Here is a 21,689-nt window from a genome sequence, read left to right on the forward strand (position 1 = left end):
TTGCTCCCTTAATGCGCATTGGCTGAGTTTGGCACTGTGTGTGCTTTGCGGATTGCGGTAATTACGGCTTGCGCTTTACCTCGGGTCTCATCGGCTTCTGCCTGAGGTACAGAATCGTATACCACGCCTGCACCTGCTTGCACGCTGGCTACACCATTTTCGACATAGGCAGAGCGGATCACTATACAGGTATCCATATCACCATGCCCTGTTAGGTAGCCAACGGCTCCACCATAACTGCCACGGCGACGTTGTTCAACATCGCGGATTAACTGCATTGCGCGGATCTTCGGGGCGCCAGTTAATGTGCCCATATTCATACATGCCTGATAGGCATGCAGGGCATCTAAATCACCACGTAACTGACCAACCACGCGAGAAACAAGGTGCATAACATGGCTGTAGCGGTCAACTTGTAGCAAGTCAGCGACATAGCGAGTCCCTGGTTCGCTGATACGCGCAACATCGTTACGAGCCAAATCAACCAGCATCATGTGCTCGGCATTTTCTTTCATGTCGCTGCGTAGCTCAAGTTCAATGCGGCCATCAAGGTCAAGGTTGATTGAACCGTCCGCATTTTTACCGCGATGGCGTGTGCCTGCAATCGGATAAATTTCAATTTGGTTGCTTTCGGTACAGTATTTCAATGCACTTTCAGGTGATGCGCCAAACAGGGTGAAATCGGCATCCTGCAGGTAGAACATGTATGGACTTGGATTGCCGATCTTCAGCTCTTTATAGGCCACTAAAGGAGATGGGCATGGCAGCGTGAATTGGCGTGATGGTACCACTTGGAATACGTTACCGCTGACAACGTGTTTTTTAAGATCGAGCACCTGTTGGCAGAAGTCTTCATCGCTTACGCTTACCTGTGGCTCACAAGTATCGAGTAGCTCTGCTGCTGGCAATGGCTTAGGCTCAAGACAGGCTTCTTTAATGTGTTGCAGGCGGCGGCTTAATTCGAAGTAGCTGGCTGTGTATTCATCACCACCAAACAGTGTTGCTTGTAGCTTTCCTTTACGACGCTGGTGGTCGATAACCAATAAGGTTTCAGCGATATAGAAAAGGTAATCTGGACAACGATTATCTTGAGTCACGTTAGGTAGTGGTTCAAAACTGTCTACCACGTCATAGGCGAACAGACCGCCTAAAAAAAGTGCATCGCGTGGATGTCCTGCAATATCAAAGGCATGCTGGATCAAACGTAGTGCATCAAACGAAGAGGTTTGACGTAGGCGACTGTCTTCGTCAAGCGCACGTTCTGCTGATGGAAAATCCAAAACAAGGCATTTAGCTTCACGAGAAACCTGAATGTCTGTCGGCATTTTACCTTCAAGGGTCTGTAGTACATTTAGGCCGTTGTCGGTCAATGCTTCAAGGCGTACTTGTTTGCCACGGCATACAATGCGCACAGCAGCATCGACGAGCATCAGGCTTTTTAGATCTTGTTTAGAGTCGACTTCGGCTGACTCTAGCAATAAGTTGTGTGGTCGGTCGCCACAGACGGAGTAATACAACTCCGTCGGGTCCGCAACATAAGGAACATCAAGGCTTAGCAATTCTAGCTCGCCTGCTCCTAGTGGGGTAGTGTTCACAGCGTTCTCCCTGCCGCTTCTACAAACGGTTTTAACTCTTGCATCAACTGCTCAAACATTGGACCGGTTAGTGCTTGGTGACCATCCGATAAGGCTTCACACGGGTTAAGGTGCGATTCGACAATGATACCATCTGCACCAACGGCTGCAGCTGCTCGTGAAAGTGGGATCACTAATTCACGAACGCCTGTGCCATGGCTTGGATCAACGACCACTGGTAGGTGAGTACGTTGCTTCAAATATGCGACGGCATTTAAGTCCAATGTATTACGTGTTGCTGTTTCAAAGGTGCGGATACCACGCTCACAGAGAATAATATTTGGATTTCCTGCATCGTAGATATATTCCGCCGCTAGTAACAGCTCCTCGATAGTGGCTGAAAGTCCACGTTTGAGCAAGACTGGTTTCTTACTTTCTCCCACGGCTTTGAGCAAGGCGTAGTTTTGCATATTACGTGCGCCAATTTGTAGACAGTCAACATATTCACACATTGAATCCATTTGGCTGACTTCCATGACTTCTGAGACAGTTGGAATACCAAGTTGCTGATTTGCTTTTTGTAACAATTTCAAGCCTTCAACGCCCATGCCTTGGAAGTCATATGGGCTAGTGCGTGGCTTATAAGCGCCGCCACGTAGTGCAACAGCACCGTGTTTTTTAACAACTTCAGCCACTGACAGTAGTTGCTCCTCAGATTCAACCGAACAAGGACCTGCAATAACGGCAAATTTGTTACCGCCAACAGAGGCATTACCGAATCGAACAACAGTATCGTGAGCTTGTACTTCACGGCTCACCATTTTGTATTTGGTAAGAATAGGTTTAACTGTCTCCACGCATGGATAAGCATCAAGATGGAGCTGGTTAAGTACACGTTCATCCCCAAGGGCACCAAGCACAATACGTTCAACACCAGGCATGTAGAGTGGTTTAAGGCCTGCTGTTTCAATGCGAGCCAGAATTTCTTTTGCTTGTGCTTCAGTTGCATTTGGCTTAAGTACGATAATCATAATCTGTTCCTTTCTTGTCCATGCGTTGGTCTTTTTTCTGAGCAATGCATCGTGCTGAATTTGTCTAATTATTCGAAAAATAAATTGTAAAATTAATCGGTTACTTGAATTTGGGTATAAAAAAACCCGCACAGTGGCGGGTTTGTGTTGTTTGGCTGTAGGTACAGCAAATCACACCACCCGCGTCGGGAAGTGCCACCACCAAGAGAATAAAGCGCAGAGCTGATGCTGAATTTGCTGTAACATGTAAATATCCTGTAACGTGATTACGTAATGGTATTTAGTAATTGCGTACTAGTAAACTAGTTCACGAACTCAAAGTCAAGAATTAAATTTATGTTGTTTGATTTACATAGCCACACGACAGCGTCAGATGGTCGATTGTCTCCAGAAGAGCTGGTTGCTCGCGCTGTCGAGCGTCGAGTCGATATTTTGGCCATTACCGATCATGATACGGTTGCTGGCCTTGGTGCTGCCGAGCAAGAGATAGCGGCAAGGGATTTACCGATCACGCTTATCAAAGGTATTGAAATATCAACACTTTGGAGAAACTTTGATATTCACGTTGTTGGATTGAACATCGATCCTGAACATCCGGCAATGGTACAATTAATTGCAGAGCAACTTGCGCGTCGAGAAGGTCGTGCTCAACGCATTGCTGAGCGTTTAGAAAAGAACCGCATGCCCGGTGCATATGAAGGCGCTAAAGCACTTGCTAATGGCGCGACTTTAACGCGTTCACATTTTGCTCAATGGATCGTCGAGCAAGGCTACGCTAAGAATATGCAGGCAGTGTTTAAGAAGTTTTTGACCCGTAATAACCCAGGCTATGTTCCACCCGATTGGTGCTCTATTGCTGAGGCGGTCGAAGCGATACATTTAGCCGGTGGGCAAGCTGTGCTCGCGCACCCAGGGCGCTACGGTATGACGGCGAAGTGGATAAAACGTTTACTTACATCGTTTGTTGAAGCAAATGGCGATGCAATGGAAGTGTCACTACCGCAACAATCGCCTCAAGAAAGGCGCTTGCTGGGGGATTATGCTATAGATTATCAATTACTTGCTTCACAAGGCTCTGACTTTCATTATGCCTCTCCATGGACCGAACTGGGACGTAACCTATGGTTACCAAAAGGTGTGACTGAGGTCTGGCAGAATTGGAACGTTGAGAAAAAACGCATTGAAGGGGAAGTTGTGAATATATCGGAAGAATAATCGTTTCACCGATATCACTTCCATTGGAGGATAAATGAGTCAGTATTTTTATGTTCACCCAGAAACACCGCAGGTTAGGCTAATTAATCAGGCTGTAGCGATTATCCGTGATGGCGGGGTGATCGTTTACCCGACAGATTCTGGTTATGCACTAGGTTGTCAGTTAGAAAATAAAGCGGCATTAGAGCGTATTTGTCAGATCCGTCGCCTTGATGATAAGCATAATTTCACTTTGCTATGCCGTGATCTATCGGAGCTGTCGCTGTATGCCCGTGTTGATAACACCGCCTTTAGATTATTGCGTAACAATACACCGGGCGCTTATACGTTCATCTTCAAGGGGACAAAAGAAGTTCCTCGCCGCTTGATGAATCCAAAACGTAAAACCATTGGTATTCGTGTTCCTGACAATGCTATCGCGTTAGCATTACTTGATGCTTTAGGTGAGCCAATGATGTCAACATCATTGATATTACCAAAGAGTGATATTGCAGAAGCCGATCCTGAAGATATTCGCGATAAACTTGAGCACGCTGTTGATTTGATTATTAACGGTGGTTATTTAGGCGAGCAGCCAACAACCGTGATTGATTTTAGCAATGATGAAATGGTCATTGCGCGAGTAGGCGCTGGTGACCCATCACCCTTTGAATAATTCTATTTGCCATTAGTTGTATGCCAAAGGCGGGAATTTAGTGATTATCTGGTGTTGTTTCGCCTTTTAGGTGGTAAGTACGCTAAGCTTTTGGCATAATCCGCGGTCGCTTTAAGATGGCTTAAAGTGTGATGATGTTTCGACGCCTGTGAAGGCGACAAAGGTTTGTCTGATGAGTGAAAAATTACAAAAGTTATTGGCACGTTCAGGTCAGGGGTCTCGTCGTGAGATCGAATTAATGATCCAAAACGGCCGTGTAAGTATTGACGGCAAAGTGGCTAAGCTAGGGGATCGTCTTGACGACCTAAGCGTAACACTGCGTATTGATGGTCATAAAATTGACTTGGTAGCATCTTCTGATGAAGTCTGTCGTGTACTGGCTTATAACAAACCAGAAGGCGAACTGTGTACCCGTCACGATCCTGAAGGTCGTCGTACTGTATTCGATCGTCTACCGCGCCTTAATGGAGGCCGTTGGGTTTCTGTTGGTCGTCTAGATGCAAATACCGCTGGTCTATTGCTATTTACTACTGATGGTGAGCTAGCAAACCGTCTAATGCACCCAAGTCGTACTGTTGAGCGTGAATACATGGTACGTGTATTCGGTGAAGTAACAGAAGACATGGTTCGCAACCTTGTTAAGGGTGTGAAGCTAGAAGATGGTATGGCACGTTTTGAAGACGTGGTATACGCTGGTGGCGAAGGTATGAACCATACTTTCTACGTTGTCTTAACGGAAGGTCGTAACCGTGAGGTTCGTCGTCTGTGGGATTCACAAGGCGTAACAGTAAGTCGACTAAAACGTGTTCGTTACGGTGACATCTTCTTAACCAAAGACTTGCCTCGCGGCGGTTGGATGGAGCTTGAACTGAAGGACGTAAACTACCTTCGTGAAGCGGTTGAGCTTGAGCACGAAACGAAAACTGAACTGACAGTTGAAGGCCAGAAGCGTAAGCGTGGTGTTCGTCAGATCCGTCGTGCTGTTCGTCGTCATGAAGAACGTGTGACAGATGAAGCTGGCAGTAAGCGTGGTCGTCGTGGTGGTCGTCAACAAGATACCCGTCGTTCTTCTACGCGTAATAACGAAGCTGAAAGTACAACAACTGGTTCAGGTCGTCGCAAAAAACCGTCAGGTAATGCTACGAACCGTCGTAACCCGCTGAAGAACAAACCTGCTAAGCCACGTACACGTAAGTAATTACAGAATGTGAAGCAGTTTTAGTTTCTATGAATAGTTAAAAAGCAGCCTGATGGCTGCTTTTTTTATGTCAAGACGTCACTGAATGAGGCGATTAGCTAGCAGAATCTGGCTTGCGCTTTGGTTGAGCATCAATGCATTGGCCGTTGACATCTTTGCTTGCTGGCCCCATTAAATAGAGGTAAAGCGGCATAATGTCTTCCGGTGTCTTCAGTAGGTTTGCATCTTCTGCGGGGAAAGCCTTTGCACGCATCCCGGTACGAGTACCGCCTGGGTTAATCGCATTGACACGCACTGCAGTGTTGCTCATTTCATCGGCAACGATTTGCATCATACCTTCAGTCGCAAACTTAGACATTGAATAAGCCCCCCAGAAAGAGCGCCCCTCATGACCCACCGTTGAAGAGGTGAAGATGATGCGCCCATCCGGTGATCTTTTCACCAGCGGCATAATTGCTTGAGTCATCAAGAACTGGGCTTTGACATTCACTTGCATGACTTCATCAAAAGTATCTTCACCTAATTGATCAAACGGGCTGAGTACTCCGAGTAGTCCCGCATTGTGCAGAACACCGTCAAGGCGACCAAATTGGCCTTCAATGGTTTCAACCATATCGAGATAGTTTTGCTTGGTTGCCCCCATTAAATCCATAGGGATAATCGCAGGCTGTTTGTATCCCAACGATTCAATTTCATCATACACAGTTTCAAGCTTCGCCACGGTGCGGCCAAGCAAAATAACAGTTGCCCCGTGGGCGGCATAGCTGATAGCTGCCTGACGGCCAATTCCTTCACCCGCGCCAGTCACTAAGATGACACGATCTTTCAGAGAGTTGTCAGCAATTTGATATTCCACGTATAACTTCCTTATTGGTTTTTTCGTCTGCCCCTAGTATACCCAACTCCCCTTCATTTTCTTGCTTGAAGCTGAATTTATTGAACTGGAAAGGAGATTAGTTTCGACGATCAGGTAGATTGGCGTAGCAGGATTGGTGACAACTTGGTTACAATGTAAAAACGCCAATAGATGAGGACTCAACATTGGATTTTTTGTTTGATTATGGGCTGTTCCTAGCCAAAATTGCCACGGTGGTGATTGCGATTGCTAGTATTCTTATTATTGCTAAAGGCTTAAAGGGTCATCATAGCGCCAAAGGCGAACTAGAAGTTACCGACTTAAGTGAGCAGTATAAAAATACAGTACATCAATTAGAGTCTCACTTGTTTGATAAACCGTTGCTTAAAGCACGTGATAAAGCAGACAAGAAAGCAGAAAAAGAAAAGCATAAACTGCGTCAGAATGAAGTAAAGAAAGCGGCGAAAGAAGGCGATTTATCCCATTCTCGCGATCCGCGCTTATTTGTCTTAGATTTTCACGGTAGTCTTGATGCGCGTGAAGTGAATTCATTGCGTGAAGAGGTGACAGCTATCCTTGCCGTTGCGATGGAAGGTGATGAAGTATTGCTACGCTTGGAAACGGGCGGTGGCATGGTTCACGGCTATGGCTTAGCATCATCACAGCTTGACCGTTTGAAAACTGCAGGGGTTAGTCTTACCATTTCAGTGGATAAGGTGGCTGCGAGTGGCGGCTATATGATGGCGTGTGTGGCTGATAAAATTATCTCTGCTCCATTTGCGGTAGTTGGCTCTATCGGGGTGATTGCACAGTTACCTAATTTCAATAAATTGTTGAAGAAAAACGACATTGAATTTGAACAAATCACGGCAGGTGAATTTAAGCGAACATTAACGATGTTCGGCGAAAACTCAGACAAAGCACGTGAAAAGTTCCAAACTGAAATTGAAGAAACACATGGTTTGTTCAAAGATTTCATTGCTGTTCACCGCCCAGATCTGGATCTAGAAAAAGTCGCTACGGGCGAACATTGGTTTGGTAAGCAAGCATTGGATCTTGGGTTAGTTGATGAAATCGGCACCAGTGATGATTTCATTACTCAAGCATGTAAAGATCGTGATGTTCTTCAGGTGCGTTACGTACAACGTAAGAAGTTGGCTGAAAAGTTAGCGGGTGCAACGGGTGATGCTGCTGATAACTTATTGTTGAAGTGGATCAGTCGTGGACAGCGTCCAATTGTATAGGTGTGATAATGAACCAGAAATGGGCTCTATTTTCATTTAAAGGCCGAATGCGACGCCGTGATTATTGGCTATATAGTGTGCCAGTTTTGTTGGTTTCGTTACCCGTCTTTATTTACAGTTCGCCTGAAAATGTTGCGAATAACCCGATACTGAATCTGTTATCTATGCTGATTCTTGGATTTGTATTTTGGGCTTCGCTGGCGTTGAATATAAAACGGTTACATGACCGAAATAAAAGCGCTTGGTGGGTTATCTTGACCCTACTACCTGTTATTGGGCCAATCTTTGTTATTGTTGATTTAGGCATACTTGATGGCACAAAAGGGCCGAATCAATATGGCGACGATCCAAAAGGTCGTGGCGAACCACCATCATCACCAGATAAGCGTCCGGAAGATGAGAGTGAACGTAAAGAAACGATGACAATCGACATGTAATGTTTGATTTATCGTCTTAAATACATAAAAACAGCCCCGAAAACGGGGCTGTTTTTTTTGTTTATGATAACGTGAATTTTGGTGATAGTTGGTGGGCAAGGTATTTGAACATGTTGAAAACTGCGGTTGTTTTTGCTGTCGGTAAGCCGCCGTCATCAAGGAAGTATTCGCCTTTGAATACCAGTACATCATCACGTTGTTCAACAGAGGTGGCGCGCATACCTTCTTGGTAGGCGTCATGATCTTGGATTAATTGATTAGCAATCATCAATAATTCTTCGCAAGATATTGTCTTTTTTGTGCTCATGGAATGCTCTCTGGATCTATGTTGTTGCCTTATCAATACACAAGGCTGATGGGAGATAGTGTATTGAACTTGAGGCTTGATAACAATTCCCTTACTTGAATAAGGGGTTAGTTAAAAATCGTTCAAAGAATGGGTGATTCCATGGTTGAAAAGGTGAATTTCTGTGAGCCGATACCAAAATTGGCGGTTTTTTATAGTCAAACAGTTGATGAGGTGGTAATGATTACCGCCCGTTGGGCTTGAAGCTACTATCGCGATAGTATGCAGCTTATATATAGAGGCAATTGCGTCGTTATATAACCATAGATAGTACGTTTAACTGATGTAATTCAAGCTGATGTACATTGTATAAATGCGATGTAACCAAGTGTTAACAAGTGGGGAAGGTACGAGCAATCAACCTCTTTTTGTTAAAAAGCAGTTGACCTTCTACGATTGTAGCCCAATATGTAAAGACTAATCGCATTACGTAACTAGTTACTAAAACGTTGTCCTCAACAAGATTGAGTATGATGAAGAGAGTAGTTACTTAATCAGTTTGGTGTGTTGATGTTGCTATGTTAGTTACCATTTTTTAGCATGCGACCATTGGTTTTTTATATTTAGTTTTGTGAGCACGAGGACGAATAGAGTCATTATGGGTAAATCTCTCGTTATTGTGGAGTCCCCAGCCAAGGCGAAAACGATAAATAAGTACTTGGGTAAGGACTTCATCGTAAAGTCAAGCGTGGGTCACGTCCGTGATTTGCCGACCGGTGCACGAAGCACAGGCAAGAAAGCTGCTGCCACTTCGAGCAAAGGTCTGAGTCCGGAAGAAAAAGCACGTATCAAGAAAGAAAAAGATCGTAAGTCGCTAATCGGTAAAATGGGTGTAGACCCTTATAACGATTGGGAAGCGCAATACGAAGTGCTACCGGGCAAAGAAAAGGTTGTTAACGAACTTCAGAAATTAGCAGCAGATGCTGATTATGTTTATCTCGCAACGGATTTGGACCGCGAAGGAGAAGCCATTGCGTGGCACCTTCGTGAGATCATCGGTGGCGATGATGCGCGTTACAAACGAGTGGTTTTCAACGAAATCACTAAAAATGCGATTCAACAAGCATTTGAAGAGCCGGGCGAACTGAACATTGATGGTGTCAATGCGCAGCAGGCACGTCGCTTTTTAGACCGCGTTGTGGGCTTCATGGTGTCTCCGCTACTTTGGAAAAAAGTCGCACGAGGCTTATCCGCTGGACGTGTTCAGTCTGTCGCGGTGAAGTTGATTGTTGAGAGAGAGCGTGAAATCAAGGCGTTTGATCCAGAAGAATACTGGGACATTCATGCCAATACCCAAACCGTAGGCGATGATGCTCTGCGTTTGATGGTTGCTCAGCAAGCAGGCAAGGCTTTCCGTCCGGAAAATGAAACCGACGCAATGGCGGCGAATTCATTGTTGGAAAAAGCGGCTTATCAGGTTATTGACCGTGAAGACCGTCCAACCAGCAGTAAGCCTTCAGCACCTTATATTACCTCGACGCTTCAACAAGCGGCGAGTACGCGACTTGGCTACGGTGTAAAACGTACCATGGGCTTGGCGCAACGTCTGTATGAAGCGGGTTATATTACCTATATGCGTACTGACTCAACGAACTTGTCAAAAGATGCCGTTGAAGCAGCGCGTGATTTCATCAGTAACGAGTACGGTGATAACTATTTGCCAAGCAAGCCGAATGTATACGGTAGCAAAGGCAATGCGCAAGAAGCGCACGAAGCGATCCGTCCATCAAGTGTTGATGTGAAAGCAGAAAACCTTGAGGGTGTCGACCAAGACGCGATCAAACTGTATGACCTAATTTGGCGTCAGTTTGTGTCATGTCAGATGGTACCGGCTAAGTACGATTCGAGCACAATCACGGTTAAAGCTGGCGATTTCACCTTAAAAGCGAAAGGCCGTACCATGCGTTTTGCTGGTTGGACACATGTTCAGCGTCCATCTGGTAAAAATGAAGATACCACACTGCCTCTGGTTAGCGTTGGTGATAACTTGAAGCTTGAGTCACTCGAACCTAAGCAACACTTCACGAAGCCGCCTGCGCGCTTTACAGAAGCTGCTTTGGTTAAAGAGCTTGAGAAACGTGGCATTGGTCGTCCATCGACTTATGCATCGATTATCTCGACGATTCAAGACCGCGGTTATGTGCATGTTGAACAGCGTCGTTTCTACGCTGAGAAAATGGGTGAGATTGTTTCAGACCGCCTAGATGAAAGCTTTGCTGACCTAATGGATTACGATTTTACCGCCCGTATGGAAGGTAACCTCGATAAAATCGCAGAAGGTGAAGCAAGTTGGAAGGGCGTGCTTGATAATTTCTTCAGCGACTTTACATCAGAGCTTGAAAAAGCCGAGTTGGATGAAGCTGAAGGTGGCATGAAGCCAAATAATATCGTAATAACCGATATTAAATGTCCAACCTGTGAGCGTCCGATGGGTATTCGTACCGCATCAACAGGCGTGTTCCTAGGTTGTTCTGGTTATGCATTGCCGCCGAAAGAGCGTTGTAAAACAACCATTAACTTGGGCGACGAAGACGGTATCGTCAATGTGCTTGAGGAAGACGTGGAAACTGCCGCACTGCGTGCGAAGAAGCGTTGTCCAAAATGTAGCACTGCGATGGATGCTTATCTGATTGACCAAGATCGCAAGCTGCATGTTTGTGGTAACAACCCAGGTTGTGATGGCTACATTGTCGAAAAAGGTGAATTTAAGCTTAAAGGTTATGAAGGTCCGCTTATCGAATGTGATAAGTGTGGATCTGATATGGAGCTTAAAAATGGCCGATTCGGTAAGTACATGGGTTGTACTAATGAAGAATGTAAGAATACACGGAAGATCTTGAAGAGTGGCGAGATTGCACCGCCGAAGGAAGATCCAGTTCACTTACCTGAACTGCCTTGCACTCAAGATACTGATGCTTACTTTGTATTACGCGATGGTGCGTCTGGCTTGTTCATGGCTGCAAGTACGTTCCCTAAATCACGTGAAACCCGCGCTCCGTTAGTTGAAGAATTAGTTCGCTTCAAAGACCGTTTGTCTCCGAAGTTTACGTATTTAACTGACGCGCCAACGGAAGACCCAGATGGTCGTCCTACCGTTGTTCGATTCAGTCGTAAGACTAAAGAGAACTATGTACGCTCTGAAATTGAGGGGAAACCTTCAGGCTGGACGGGCTTATACATCGACGGTAAGTGGGAAATTACGGATAAGCGTAAGAAACCGAAGAAAGAAAAAGAAGAAAAAGAAGAGAAATAAGAAAAACCGCCGAAAGGCGGTTTTTTTATATCTTAGCTAAGCCTAAATATTGCCAGCTTATAAAACGATATTAATCGCTATGCTGTCATTAAAGCGGGTACGCCACTGTGAAAACGGAATGCATCGTCTGGGGTGTTGATTAACTCTGCTTCTTTACGGCCTATAAGCGCGATACGGTCAGAAATATCAGTGCCTGCAATCTGCTCTGCGAGTTTCAAGTAGTCTTGGTAGTGTCGAGCCTCTGAGCGTAATAGCGAGATGTAAAACTTCTTTAACTCATCATCTAAATAAGGTGCTAGCTTGGCAAAGCGCTCACATGAACGCGCCTCGATGAATGCGCCGATAATTAGTTTATCAATCAGGGTCGCAGGCTCATGAGTGCGAACGGCCTTCATGAGCCCTTTCGCATAGCGTCCTGCCGTCATGTTTGAGTAAGGGATATCACGACTTGCCATGATATCAAGCACCTGCTCAAAGTGGTGAAACTCTTCTTTTATTAATCGTACCATCTTGTCGATAAGCTCTTGCCCGAAAGGACAGTCCGATTTAGGTGTTAATGGTGCGGATAAGCCATTCTTTTTACCATGAAAGGCACCTGTTTGGCGGACTTTGCCATAAACAAAGTCTTCATAAGGCTTTGCCCATTCCAGCAGCGCTTGGCCACTCTTGGCATCAACGGCGTATTTCCGAATAAGAAAAATGGCGGTCTGGCTGGCTTTAAGCTCACAGTTACAGTGATCGACTAAAAGTGGCACTAAGTTTTCTGGTTTAGTGGCTTCTGCAATCCATTCATCAGGCGTTGAACAGTGTAAAAATTGTTTAATGGGGGTCAGTAGTTCATCGATCATGCGTTGAGTGCTATCCATAATGCTTTTTTGTTGAGCCTTGATATTTATGTGATGCCTAAAGAGCAGCAGCGATTTGTTAGTGGGCTGATTATAACAAAAAGTGGCAGGGCTAGAGAATGGCCATTTGGGTTACAGGGACATGGCGAGATGATTACAGCACTAATTATCTGTATGCCTAATAGGGATAAAAGGCATTGGTATTCGCATGATTAATTTTGCTTATTAGCGAAAAGATGCTTAGTCTACTAAAGAGTTTGTTAATTAACTGTGACGCAGCGGCGCGCAGATTAGGTAAAGAATTCATAACAAAGGAATGGATATGATTAAACCGTTATCGCTTGCCCTTATGATTGCAGGTACATCGTTTAACAGTTACGCCAGTGAATGTGGTGATGTGACTATTGCAGATATGAATTGGAGCTCCGCAACCTTAATTGCCAATGTTGATAAGTTTATTCTTGAGCATGGTTATGGTTGTAATGCCGAGCTAGTACCAGGCGACACGATGCCAACGGGTACATCGATGATCGAGAAAGGTGAGCCTGATATTGCCCCTGAGTTATGGAGCAATTCGATGAAAGCAGCACTTGATCGCGGCGTTGAAGAGGGCCGGTTACGTTATGCTGGTGCTAGCTTATCGGACGGAGGAGAAGAAGGGTTCTGGGTACCAGAGTACATGGTTGAAAAAGACCCGTCACTCGCCACTATAACTGGTATTAAAGCAAACGCTAAGTTATTCATCCACCCAGAAGATCCTGATCGTTCGGCATTTTTTGGCTGTCCAGCTGGTTGGAATTGTCAAATCACCGCAGGTAACTTATTTAGGGCGATGAAGCTAGATGACGCTGGGTTTGATTTGATTGATCCGGGCTCTGGCGCGGGATTGGCAGGCTCAATTGCTAAGGCTTATGAACGTCAAGAACCATGGTTTGGGTACTATTGGGCGCCGACAGCCATTTTAGGTAAATACAAAATGGTCAAAGTTGATTTTGGATCCGGTATCGATGAAGAGCATTATAAAGCCTGTACCGCAAATGCTGATTGCCTTGACCCTAAAGTAACTATGTACCCACCATCAGCTGTTGATACCATAGTGACTGAAACCTTCGCTAAGCGTGCTCCCAAAGCGCTGGCTTATCTTGAAGCGCGATCTTTTACTAACGCCCAGATGAATGAGTTATTGGCATGGATGGAAGATAATCAGGCCGATGGTGAAATCGCAATGGAAGAATTTTTGAATGAGAATGAAGCGACGTGGACAGCTTGGGTTAGCCCTGAAGTTGCCAAAAAAGTGAAACAAGCTTTATCTGAGTTGTAATTGCTTTCACTCTCAGTAGAAACGACCCTATATTGATATAGGGTCGTCTGCAAAATGACAATGGGAAAATCATCTCAGTACCATCCTGCGGTGATTTTTTTGTATACGAGATGATTCCACGGCACCCTGCAGCACCTTGGAGATCAGCACTTATGAGCCAGCCAAAGGAACAAGAAACATCAGCCGTGCCGCTGATCAGTGTTCGCGGTTTGTTTAAGGTTTTCGGCCCCGACTCAGAAAACGTATTGAAGAAAGTAAAAGCAGGGCAATCGAAAGATGACATCCTTCAATCTACAGGTCATACCGTCGGGCTAAGCGATATTAATCTTGATATTTACCCGGGAGAAATATTTGTCGTTATGGGGCTATCAGGTTCGGGTAAATCGACGCTTATTCGTCACTTTAACCGTTTGATTGAGCCGACAGAAGGCGTGATTAAAGTCGAAGGTACGGATGTTGTAAGTCTCAATGAAAAGGCATTGCAACAGTTTAGACGCGATAAAATGTCGATGGTCTTCCAGCGTTTTGGATTGATGCCTCACCGCACGGTTTTGCAGAATATTGCTTATGGTTTGCATGTCCAAGGTGTTACTAAATCCGAACGAGAAAAAACGGCTCAGTATTGGTTAGAAACGGTGGGGCTTGATGGTTATCAAAGCCATTATCCAGCCAGCCTTTCTGGTGGTCAGCAGCAACGGGTTGGCTTGGCTCGGGCATTATGCACCGATGCCGAAATCTTGCTAATGGATGAAGCATTTTCAGCGCTTGATCCACTGATCCGTAGCGAGATGCAAGACCAACTGATTGAACTACAAGAGAGGCTACATAAAACGATTGTGTTTATTACTCACGATCTGGATGAAGCGCTTAGGCTGGGCGATCGTATTGCGATTCTTAGAGATGGTGAAGTGGTTCAACAGGGTAAGCCTTTCGATATCCTATTAAATCCTGCGGATGATTATGTAGAAGCCTTTGTCAAAGATGTAAACAGAGCAAGAGCTTTAACGGTTGAAACCGTTATGAAGCCGCAGGCAGTGCGTATTTCAGCTGAAACCATTGGTGAGGCGATACAACAAATGCGCATGGCACCAGAAGATTACGGCTATTACATCAGTGATGATGGCTATCAAGGTGTCATTACGCAGCAAAGTCTGGAAGAGGTGGATGAACAGGATTACGGCAATGCCATTGATCCATTGATGCTAGAAGAGGTGCCCGCAGTACATACAAAGGCTTTGTTAGAAGTAGTGATCCCTGAAACGTTAGACAGTGAATACCCATTGCCAGTGATTAATGCAGACGGTGAAATTGAAGGGCATTTATCCCGTACAACGTTGGCCGAGGTACTGAGTGATCAAGGTAAAATAGAACGAGGTGACAGTAGTGGCGAAAAAAAGCCCCAAAGTGAAGACTTAGCCGCTTAACGCTTCTACACCGTTTTATGAATGTAATAGTTATAAAAAAGGTCACATTGTGTGACCTTTTTTATGGTTATTAGGCAGGCGTGGCGAAAACTACCACTTTCGTTTTGGCTGAAAGAGCACATCAATGTCGTCGTGCTCTTTATCCATCAACTGCTGGCGTTCATGCTCATGGTTACGGCTTTGGCTATTATCAATGTCGTTTAACATCTGTTGTAGCTTTTCGCGCGCTTGATTTGCATAGGTGTCGTTTTTCGTTGCCAGTGCGTCAATGCCTTTTTTCAGTAACTGTTTAGATGTACCCAGTTGACGTTTAATACGAGCATCGTTGGCGCGTTTGATAACATTTTCAATGTTAATCCTAAGCTGGATACCTTCCAAACGGGCGTTTTCAGCCACAAAGGCTTGCGTTGGCATTCGGCCTTTACTGTGCTCACCTTTAATAACAACTTTCAGGCGTTTGACCAACTGTAGCATGCCAATAGCTTGTTTATCGGTTGTTGGTACTTTAAAACTGGCGACATCGGCATTTGAGTAGTTTTCTTGCAGTTGACGGATTTGTTCACCAACATTTTTGATACGCTGTGGAAGAGACTTATCAGAGGTATCAACTTCATACATGCTTTCTAGCGAAGAAAGTACCCGTTGGTTTAAGCAAACCAGTAATTCTTTGCTATAAGGAAGGTGGTGGGCATTACCGATCAAATCTTCAGTAGCGTCAATAATCGCAATAAACCGTGCAAGCTCTTGTTGTTTACTGCTTTCTAGTTTCTGTCGGTACTGAATTATGATGTTGTAACCAACAATCAAGATCAGTAGTAGACTTACTAGGCCTATGATTAGTGGCATACTCATAAGTTACATCGATCATCCGTGCTTAGATTTAAGCCTATAAGATACACCATCTACCAAGTAGGGCATAGTATTGTTGTACTTTTTGCGCCCTTTAAGTGGCAAGCAATTGATAACTAAAGATGGAGGCGGTGGGGCTTTTTCCGTATTTATAATGTTATGCGATGTAAAGTGGATGGAGTGGGTGTATTTATTGACAAACGCTATGAAAGTAGAACATTTAGCGCTATAAAAGAATGTAATACATGGTTGCATTGATATAATGGACTATACAATTAGGCGGTACCATGAAATTACAACAATTAAGGTATATCGTTGAGGTTGTTAATCATAACCTTAATGTTTCTTCAACGGCTGAAAGCCTCTATACGTCACAGCCCGGTATTAGTAAACAAGTACGCTTGTTAGAAGATGAACTCGGTGTTCAGGTTTTTGAACGTAGTGGTAAACACCTGACGAAAGTGACTCCCGCAGGGCAGGAGATAATTAAAATCTCACGAGATATTCTTTCTCGGGTTGATAGCATTAAGTCAGTTGCTGGTGAACATACTCACCCTGAAATGGGTACTTTAAACATCGCAACTACTCATACTCAAGCACGTTATGCGTTGCCGTCGGTGATCCAAGGTTTCATTAACCGCTACCCGAAAGTGTCGCTACATATGCATCAGGGGGCGCCAGCGCAGTTGGCTGAAGCTGTGTCGAAAGGGACAACTGATTTTGTAATTGCCACCGAAGCGTTGCACCTTTACCAAGAGATGATCATGTTACCTTGCTATCACTGGAATCGTTCCATTGTGGTAAAAACTGATCATCCACTCGCGCAAAAACCTGAAATTACCATCCATGATTTAGCTGCGTACTCTTTGGTTACTTATGTATTTGGTTTTACTGGCCGCTCTGAACTTGATAGCGCCTTTAACCGTTCGGGTTTAACACCAAGGATAGTGTTTACTGCGACCGATGCGGACGTGATTAAAACTTATGTCCGATTGGGGGTTGGGGTTGGGGTTATTGCCAGCATGGCGATTGACCCTGTGATCGACAGCGATTTGGTGGCGATTGATGCGAGTCATATTTTTGAAGCAAGTACGACTAAGATTGGTTTCAAAAAAGGCACCTTCTTGCGTACGTATATGTATGATTTTATGGCGCGGTTTGCTCCACACCTATCAAAAAGTGTTATTGACCAAGCCGTTGAATTAAAAACTAACGCTGAAATTGAAGCGATGTTTGCGAATATTGAGCTGCCAGTTAAATAGTTCATTTATTCTTTAAAAAGAACAAATATAGAAAGGTGCCCAGCAGTCACCTTTTCTTTCTTATATTGAAACAGTCTCTTTCTGCTCATTGATGCGGTATTAGTATACAATACCTGCGATTTGTCTGACCTTCGCAGAGTACACCATGTTTGCCCCGCTTTTTATCCAGCTAGATGCCGTCTTAGCTGATACCCGTGAATTTTGGCAGTTTATGCCGTTTTCGGTTCATTACGCCGAATGGGAAGAAAAACATCCTGAATTATGCCAATGGTTAGGTCAGTTAAGTGATCAACAGCTCGCTGATTACCTCAGTGATCCACAGGCATTAGCCAACGCTTTGCTCCCTTTTATTCCTCAAGCGGTATTACTTCATCGTTTGTCACAGGTGAATGAGTTATCGCAAACAGAGCGAGTACCCCAAAAAGGTATCGATGTTGGGATCCCCGGGCGAAAGTGGCAACAATTAATCGCGTTCAATGGTGCGTTGCCTGCGTTGAAATTACCTTGGCTTGAATGGTGTGCTGGTAAGGGGTACCTAGGTCGAGTGTTAAGCGCAACACATCAGGCACCTGTTGTCAGTTTAGAGTGGCAGCAGGCATTGTGTGATAGCGGCTCTGTTGCGGCGAAGAAGCTAGGCTTACCGGTGACATTTGTACAGGGCGATGCTTTTTCTTCTGAAAGTGAGCAGTTTATTCAGCCTCGACAGCATGCTGTAGCGCTTCATGCGTGTGGCGATTTGCATGTGTCGTTGCTGCAGCGAGTGGTGAGTAAGCAAGGAAAGGCGGTCAGTATATCGCCTTGTTGTTATCACCTAATCCGAAGCCAGATGTATCAACCTATGTCTTCTCTGGCAATGCAAAGTGACTTAGCACTGTCTAAGCATGATTTACGCCTGCCGTTGCAAGAAACGGTTACAGCGGGTAATCGGGTTAGGAATTTACGGTTTATCGAAGTGAGTTTTCGTTTGGGCTTTGATAGCTTGCAAAAACAATTACTCGCAAGTGAAGAATATATGCCGGTGCCAAATGTACAAAAAGCATTATTGAATGATGGTTTTGAAGCATTTTGTCATTGGGCGGCAGAGAAAAAGAAACTCACCCTGCCAGACGGTATTGATTTCGCATATTGGCAGCAGCAGGGCGAACAGCGGTATTATTGGGTCGAGCGTCTTGAACTTGTACGCCAGCTATTTCGTCGCCCGCTTGAAATGTGGTTGGTTTATGACCGTGCTTGCTTTATGGAAGAGTCGGATTACAAGGTTACCGTCGGGACGTTTTGTGACAAGCCGATCACCCCAAGAAACTTACTTATACATGCGGAGTTAAAAGAATAGATGGAATTAACGACACTCTTATATTGTGCGTTGGCATTAGCGGCTGGATGCTTTATCCAGAGTACAGTCGGATTTGGGATGGCAATTGTTGCAGCCCCCATTGTGTTCATATTTGAGCCTCGCTTTGTTCCCGGGGTGATAACACTCGTTGGTTTAGTACTTGCGCTGATCAATATGTGGCAATACCGCTCAATGCTATCTTTTAAAGGGTTAGGGGCAGCGTTTGTTGGCCGAGTGCCCGGTACCATTGTTGCTGGGGTGATGTTGCTTTATATCTCGGTCGAATCTCTGTCGTTAGTCTTAGGCGTTGGTGTATTACTTGCTGTCGCGATTAGTTTATTAAAAGTACGTGTTCGGCCAACCAATAAGTCGTTATTCTGGGCTGGATTCGTGTCAGGGGTGATGGGGACGAGTACCAGTATTGGTGGTCCACCTATGGCTTTGGTACTACAGCATGCCGAGGCAGGTAAATTACGGGCAAACCTTGCTGGTTTCTTTGCTTTCAGTTGTGTGCTGTCACTTATTACATTATCTGCAACAGGCCACTTCAGCTGGTGGCATTTTAAATATGGCATGATGATCATGCCAGTGCCTGTTTTAACGTCGTTATTTGCCTATCGTATTCAACACTTGATTAAAGCAGAGTGGCTACGTTATGCCTTGTTAGTACTTTGTTCTGTTGCGGGTGTAATATCAATTTGGCAAGGTATTTCACCACCAACAACGGTGTAAGACTAACGTCATCAAGAAAAATGAAAGGCCAGCCGTTTTCACTGCTGGCCTTTCATTTTATGTGCCTTAATCAGAGGAAGGGGCATGGGTCTTTATCAAGCACCAAGCAGATCAATGCATAGATGGAATTTCATTGAGTAAGCTGAAGTTTCTGTCTTCATGTTCAGATGCAGGCATTGGACGCCCCAAGTAATACCCTTGACAGAAGTCAAACCGGCATTGTTGGAGGTATCTTAGCTGTGCTTCGGTTTCAACGCCTTCAGCCACCACTTTTAAATCCAGTTTTTCACAGATAGCTCTCGTCGCTTCTATGATGGCCTGGCTTCCTTTATGTTCACCTTGAACAAAACTTTGGTCAAGCTTAACGGTGCTAATTGGCAAGTCTTGAAGCTGAGAGAGTGAAGAGTAGCCCGTACCGAAGTCGTCGAGATAAAGCTCAAGGCCAAGTGAAGCAAGGTCATCAAGACATTGTTTGGCCTCGTCATAATCTTGCAGCATAGTGGATTCGGTTAATTCTAGCGCTAGATGCGAGGGTGGAATTTGATACTGGTGTAAGAACGACTCAATCGTTGGCGCTAGGCTTGATTGTAACTGCGACCTTGATAGGTTGACGCTCATAATGAAATCTTTATTGTATTTCTTGTGCCATTTTGAAAGTTGTTTACAGGCTTTTTTAATGATCCATTTCCCTAGCGGGACGATTTGGCCTGTTTCTTCCGCAAGTGGAATAAACTCACCAGGAGAAACTTGTCCCAGCTCCTCATCATGCCAACGGATCAGTGCCTCAAAGCCTTTTAGCTTGTTTGATTTCATATCAACGATTGGTTGATAGTAAAGCTCGAAAGCTTCGGCTTCTAATGCGACGGTCAAGTGATGGCGTAATGTCATCTTTCGGTAAAGAGCATCGGCCATGTCGGGAGAAAAGTGGTGGCTGCGATTACGGCCTCGAAGCTTAGCGCGATGCATTGCCATGTCAGCTTGCGTGACGAGGGTTTCAATATCTTTGGCATCAGTCGGGTAATTTGCCATACCAATACTGCAACCGATAGATAATTCTCCCACTTCATTTAAATGGAATGGGCGATTCAATGCGGTAATGATTTGTTTCGCAAACTGAGCTGGATCTTTTATTTTGCGATGCTCAACTTGGATGATGAACTCATCACCGCCAAAGCGAGCAAGTAGCCCCTTGAACTTCAGTTCCTCTTGCAAGCGTATTGCAATTGCTCGTAATAGCTTGTCGCCAATGGCGTGACCATATGTGTCATTAACAAGCTTGAAACCATCGATGTCTAAAAAAAGCAGACTAAAAGGGTACTGATTATGCAGATTTTCAACAATGGCGTTGGTTATGCCGCGGCGATTGAGTAGCCCAGTCATGAAGTCATGCTCGGCATTATACTTAGCTCTATGTTGTTGTTCTATTTCTTGGCTGATATCAATAAGGCTAAGTAGTAACCGTTGCTGTTCATTCAGCCATTTTCCTTCAACATTGAACCAGTGGTGAGTTTTACCTGCCCAACAAAGCTTTTTAGTTTTGATGACCTCACCATTTTGGCTTTTAAGGAGCCAATGGTTTGATTGTTGTATGTCACCCAAAAAGCTGGCTAGATCTTGAAGGTGTGGACCATAAGAATGGGTAAATGCATCATTGGCACTTATAAGCTCACCACTCTTGCTAAAGAGTAATGCTAAATTTGTCGTGTTTGATAAGGCAAGTTCTTTTCGGAGGATAGACTCTTCGGATATAACTTCAACAAGCATACCGAGCTTTCCATTATCCAGCGGAATACCAGAAAAATGACATAATGCTTTTTTTGCAATTTTGTTCGGAGAAAAATACCACCACGTCTTTATTACCTCACCTTTTTCGAAGCGGCGTTGATAGCCATCAAGCGTGGCACATACGGCCTCTGACATATCAAGACTTAAGTCGCGTGATGATAATTCATTCGGACAGGATGTTTCCCATAATGGTAACGATGCTGAATTAGCCCAAATTATTTTTTTATTTTGAAAATCGAAAACCCAAACCGGTGATTGCAGGTATTCAAAAAGCGAAAAGGTATGGTTCATTACCAGTGCTTATACATTAGTTTTTTGATTGTGGCTCA

Annotated in this window: 18 protein-coding genes and 1 other annotated feature; of the genes, 11 read left to right on the top strand and 7 right to left on the bottom strand. The window is 44.7% G+C overall.

Annotated features, from left to right (window positions below):
• Positions 1 to 8: 8 nt before the first annotated feature.
• Positions 9 to 1,595, bottom strand: coding sequence for an anthranilate synthase component 1 (locus tag L4D78_RS01090; RefSeq protein WP_428465232.1), 1,587 nt, complete (start codon positions 1,593 to 1,595; stop codon positions 9 to 11).
• On the bottom strand, positions 1,592 to 2,605 hold the full coding sequence (gene aroF / locus L4D78_RS01095) for a 3-deoxy-7-phosphoheptulonate synthase (protein WP_428465233.1): 1,014 nt from the start codon (positions 2,603 to 2,605) through the stop codon (positions 1,592 to 1,594). The genes L4D78_RS01090 and aroF overlap by 4 nt, the downstream gene beginning before the upstream one ends.
• A 116-nt stretch (positions 2,606 to 2,721) precedes the next feature.
• Positions 2,722 to 2,815 (bottom strand) — a sequence feature (Trp leader region).
• Between the two features lie 126 nt (positions 2,816 to 2,941).
• Between aroF and rnm the strand changes: the two genes are divergently transcribed.
• The 3 genes from rnm (at position 2,942) to rluB (ending at position 5,673) form a co-directional block, all read left to right on the top strand.
• Positions 2,942 to 3,820, top strand: coding sequence for an RNase RNM (rnm, locus tag L4D78_RS01100; protein ID WP_428465234.1), 879 nt, complete (start codon positions 2,942 to 2,944; stop codon positions 3,818 to 3,820).
• A gap of 34 nt (positions 3,821 to 3,854) precedes the next feature.
• On the top strand, positions 3,855 to 4,475 hold the full coding sequence (locus tag L4D78_RS01105) for an L-threonylcarbamoyladenylate synthase (RefSeq protein ID WP_428465235.1): 621 nt from the start codon (positions 3,855 to 3,857) through the stop codon (positions 4,473 to 4,475).
• A 172-nt stretch (positions 4,476 to 4,647) separates the two neighbouring features.
• The gene (gene rluB, locus L4D78_RS01110) at positions 4,648 to 5,673 is read left to right on the top strand and encodes a 23S rRNA pseudouridine(2605) synthase RluB (RefSeq protein WP_428455673.1); all 1,026 of its coding nucleotides are present in this window, start codon (positions 4,648 to 4,650) and stop codon (positions 5,671 to 5,673) included.
• 94 nt (positions 5,674 to 5,767) lie between these two features.
• Here the strand turns inward: rluB and L4D78_RS01115 are convergent, their stop codons facing one another.
• Positions 5,768 to 6,529, bottom strand: a complete 762-nt coding sequence (locus L4D78_RS01115; RefSeq protein ID WP_428465236.1) for a YciK family oxidoreductase — start codon at positions 6,527 to 6,529, stop codon at positions 5,768 to 5,770.
• Between the two features lie 185 nt (positions 6,530 to 6,714).
• Between L4D78_RS01115 and sohB the strand changes: the two genes are divergently transcribed.
• Positions 6,715 to 7,773 carry a protease SohB gene (gene sohB / locus L4D78_RS01120; RefSeq protein WP_428465237.1) on the top strand — a complete coding sequence of 353 codons (1,059 nt, stop codon included), beginning with the start codon at positions 6,715 to 6,717 and terminating at the stop codon, positions 7,771 to 7,773.
• 8 nt (positions 7,774 to 7,781) lie between these two features.
• Positions 7,782 to 8,210, top strand: coding sequence for a DUF805 domain-containing protein (locus L4D78_RS01125; RefSeq protein ID WP_428465238.1), 429 nt, complete (start codon positions 7,782 to 7,784; stop codon positions 8,208 to 8,210).
• A gap of 61 nt (positions 8,211 to 8,271) precedes the next feature.
• Here the strand turns inward: L4D78_RS01125 and L4D78_RS01130 are convergent, their stop codons facing one another.
• A complete protein-coding gene (locus tag L4D78_RS01130; RefSeq protein ID WP_428465239.1) occupies positions 8,272 to 8,517 on the bottom strand; it encodes a YciN family protein in 246 nt (81 codons plus the stop codon).
• Between the two features lie 637 nt (positions 8,518 to 9,154).
• Here L4D78_RS01130 and topA point away from each other — a divergent pair.
• Positions 9,155 to 11,809 carry a type I DNA topoisomerase gene (gene topA / locus L4D78_RS01135; protein ID WP_428465240.1) on the top strand — a complete coding sequence of 885 codons (2,655 nt, stop codon included), beginning with the start codon at positions 9,155 to 9,157 and terminating at the stop codon, positions 11,807 to 11,809.
• A gap of 77 nt (positions 11,810 to 11,886) precedes the next feature.
• Here the strand turns inward: topA and miaE are convergent, their stop codons facing one another.
• A complete protein-coding gene (gene miaE, locus L4D78_RS01140; protein WP_428465241.1) occupies positions 11,887 to 12,675 on the bottom strand; it encodes a tRNA isopentenyl-2-thiomethyl-A-37 hydroxylase MiaE in 789 nt (262 codons plus the stop codon).
• A 301-nt stretch (positions 12,676 to 12,976) separates the two neighbouring features.
• On the opposite strand from miaE, the gene L4D78_RS01145 reads away from it, so the two are divergent.
• Together L4D78_RS01145 and L4D78_RS01150 are read left to right on the top strand one after the other, a co-directional pair.
• Complete coding sequence (locus L4D78_RS01145) at positions 12,977 to 13,975, top strand: ABC transporter substrate-binding protein (protein ID WP_428465242.1); 999 nt, start codon at positions 12,977 to 12,979, stop codon at positions 13,973 to 13,975.
• Between the two features lie 152 nt (positions 13,976 to 14,127).
• The gene (locus L4D78_RS01150) at positions 14,128 to 15,399 is read left to right on the top strand and encodes a quaternary amine ABC transporter ATP-binding protein (protein ID WP_428465243.1); all 1,272 of its coding nucleotides are present in this window, start codon (positions 14,128 to 14,130) and stop codon (positions 15,397 to 15,399) included.
• 90 nt (positions 15,400 to 15,489) lie between these two features.
• On the opposite strand, the gene L4D78_RS01155 is transcribed toward L4D78_RS01150, so the two are convergent.
• A complete protein-coding gene (locus L4D78_RS01155; protein ID WP_428455664.1) occupies positions 15,490 to 16,251 on the bottom strand; it encodes a DNA repair protein in 762 nt (253 codons plus the stop codon).
• A gap of 284 nt (positions 16,252 to 16,535) precedes the next feature.
• Here L4D78_RS01155 and cysB point away from each other — a divergent pair, with 284 nt between their 5' ends.
• The 3 genes from cysB to L4D78_RS01170 all read left to right on the top strand — a co-directional run bounded on the left by cysB (position 16,536) and on the right by L4D78_RS01170 (position 19,575).
• Entirely contained in the window at positions 16,536 to 17,510 is a 975-nt protein-coding gene (gene cysB / locus L4D78_RS01160) for an HTH-type transcriptional regulator CysB (RefSeq protein ID WP_428465244.1), read from the top strand.
• A gap of 145 nt (positions 17,511 to 17,655) precedes the next feature.
• On the top strand, positions 17,656 to 18,843 hold the full coding sequence (locus tag L4D78_RS01165) for a methyltransferase (RefSeq protein WP_428465245.1): 1,188 nt from the start codon (positions 17,656 to 17,658) through the stop codon (positions 18,841 to 18,843).
• Complete coding sequence (locus L4D78_RS01170) at positions 18,844 to 19,575, top strand: sulfite exporter TauE/SafE family protein (RefSeq protein ID WP_428455661.1); 732 nt, start codon at positions 18,844 to 18,846, stop codon at positions 19,573 to 19,575. It begins immediately after the preceding gene.
• 111 nt (positions 19,576 to 19,686) lie between these two features.
• Here L4D78_RS01170 and L4D78_RS01175 read toward each other — a convergent pair whose 3' ends face one another.
• A complete protein-coding gene (locus L4D78_RS01175; protein ID WP_428465246.1) occupies positions 19,687 to 21,651 on the bottom strand; it encodes a putative bifunctional diguanylate cyclase/phosphodiesterase in 1,965 nt (654 codons plus the stop codon).
• Positions 21,652 to 21,689: the final 38 nt, after the last annotated feature.

This window comes from Photobacterium minamisatsumaniensis (assembly GCF_050336695.1).
Lineage (GTDB): Bacteria > Pseudomonadota > Gammaproteobacteria > Enterobacterales > Vibrionaceae > Photobacterium > Photobacterium minamisatsumaniensis.

Excerpts from the sequence above, each read along its gene's own strand:
- aroF (WP_428465233.1), bottom strand. The coding sequence starts at position 2,605 with ATGATTATCGTACTTAAGCCAAATGCAACTGAAGCACAAGCAAAAGAA.
- rnm (WP_428465234.1), top strand. The coding sequence starts at position 2,942 with ATGTTGTTTGATTTACATAGCCACACGACAGCGTCAGATGGTCGATTG.
- L4D78_RS01105 (WP_428465235.1), top strand. The coding sequence starts at position 3,855 with ATGAGTCAGTATTTTTATGTTCACCCAGAAACACCGCAGGTTAGGCTA.
- rluB (WP_428455673.1), top strand. The coding sequence starts at position 4,648 with ATGAGTGAAAAATTACAAAAGTTATTGGCACGTTCAGGTCAGGGGTCT.
- L4D78_RS01125 (WP_428465238.1), top strand. The coding sequence starts at position 7,782 with ATGAACCAGAAATGGGCTCTATTTTCATTTAAAGGCCGAATGCGACGC.
- L4D78_RS01130 (WP_428465239.1), bottom strand. The coding sequence starts at position 8,517 with ATGAGCACAAAAAAGACAATATCTTGCGAAGAATTATTGATGATTGCT.
- topA (WP_428465240.1), top strand. The coding sequence starts at position 9,155 with ATGGGTAAATCTCTCGTTATTGTGGAGTCCCCAGCCAAGGCGAAAACG.
- miaE (WP_428465241.1), bottom strand. The coding sequence starts at position 12,675 with ATGGATAGCACTCAACGCATGATCGATGAACTACTGACCCCCATTAAA.
- L4D78_RS01145 (WP_428465242.1), top strand. The coding sequence starts at position 12,977 with ATGATTAAACCGTTATCGCTTGCCCTTATGATTGCAGGTACATCGTTT.
- L4D78_RS01150 (WP_428465243.1), top strand. The coding sequence starts at position 14,128 with ATGAGCCAGCCAAAGGAACAAGAAACATCAGCCGTGCCGCTGATCAGT.
- L4D78_RS01155 (WP_428455664.1), bottom strand. The coding sequence starts at position 16,251 with ATGAGTATGCCACTAATCATAGGCCTAGTAAGTCTACTACTGATCTTG.
- cysB (WP_428465244.1), top strand. The coding sequence starts at position 16,536 with ATGAAATTACAACAATTAAGGTATATCGTTGAGGTTGTTAATCATAAC.
- L4D78_RS01165 (WP_428465245.1), top strand. The coding sequence starts at position 17,656 with ATGTTTGCCCCGCTTTTTATCCAGCTAGATGCCGTCTTAGCTGATACC.
- L4D78_RS01170 (WP_428455661.1), top strand. The coding sequence starts at position 18,844 with ATGGAATTAACGACACTCTTATATTGTGCGTTGGCATTAGCGGCTGGA.
- L4D78_RS01175 (WP_428465246.1), bottom strand. The coding sequence starts at position 21,651 with ATGAACCATACCTTTTCGCTTTTTGAATACCTGCAATCACCGGTTTGG.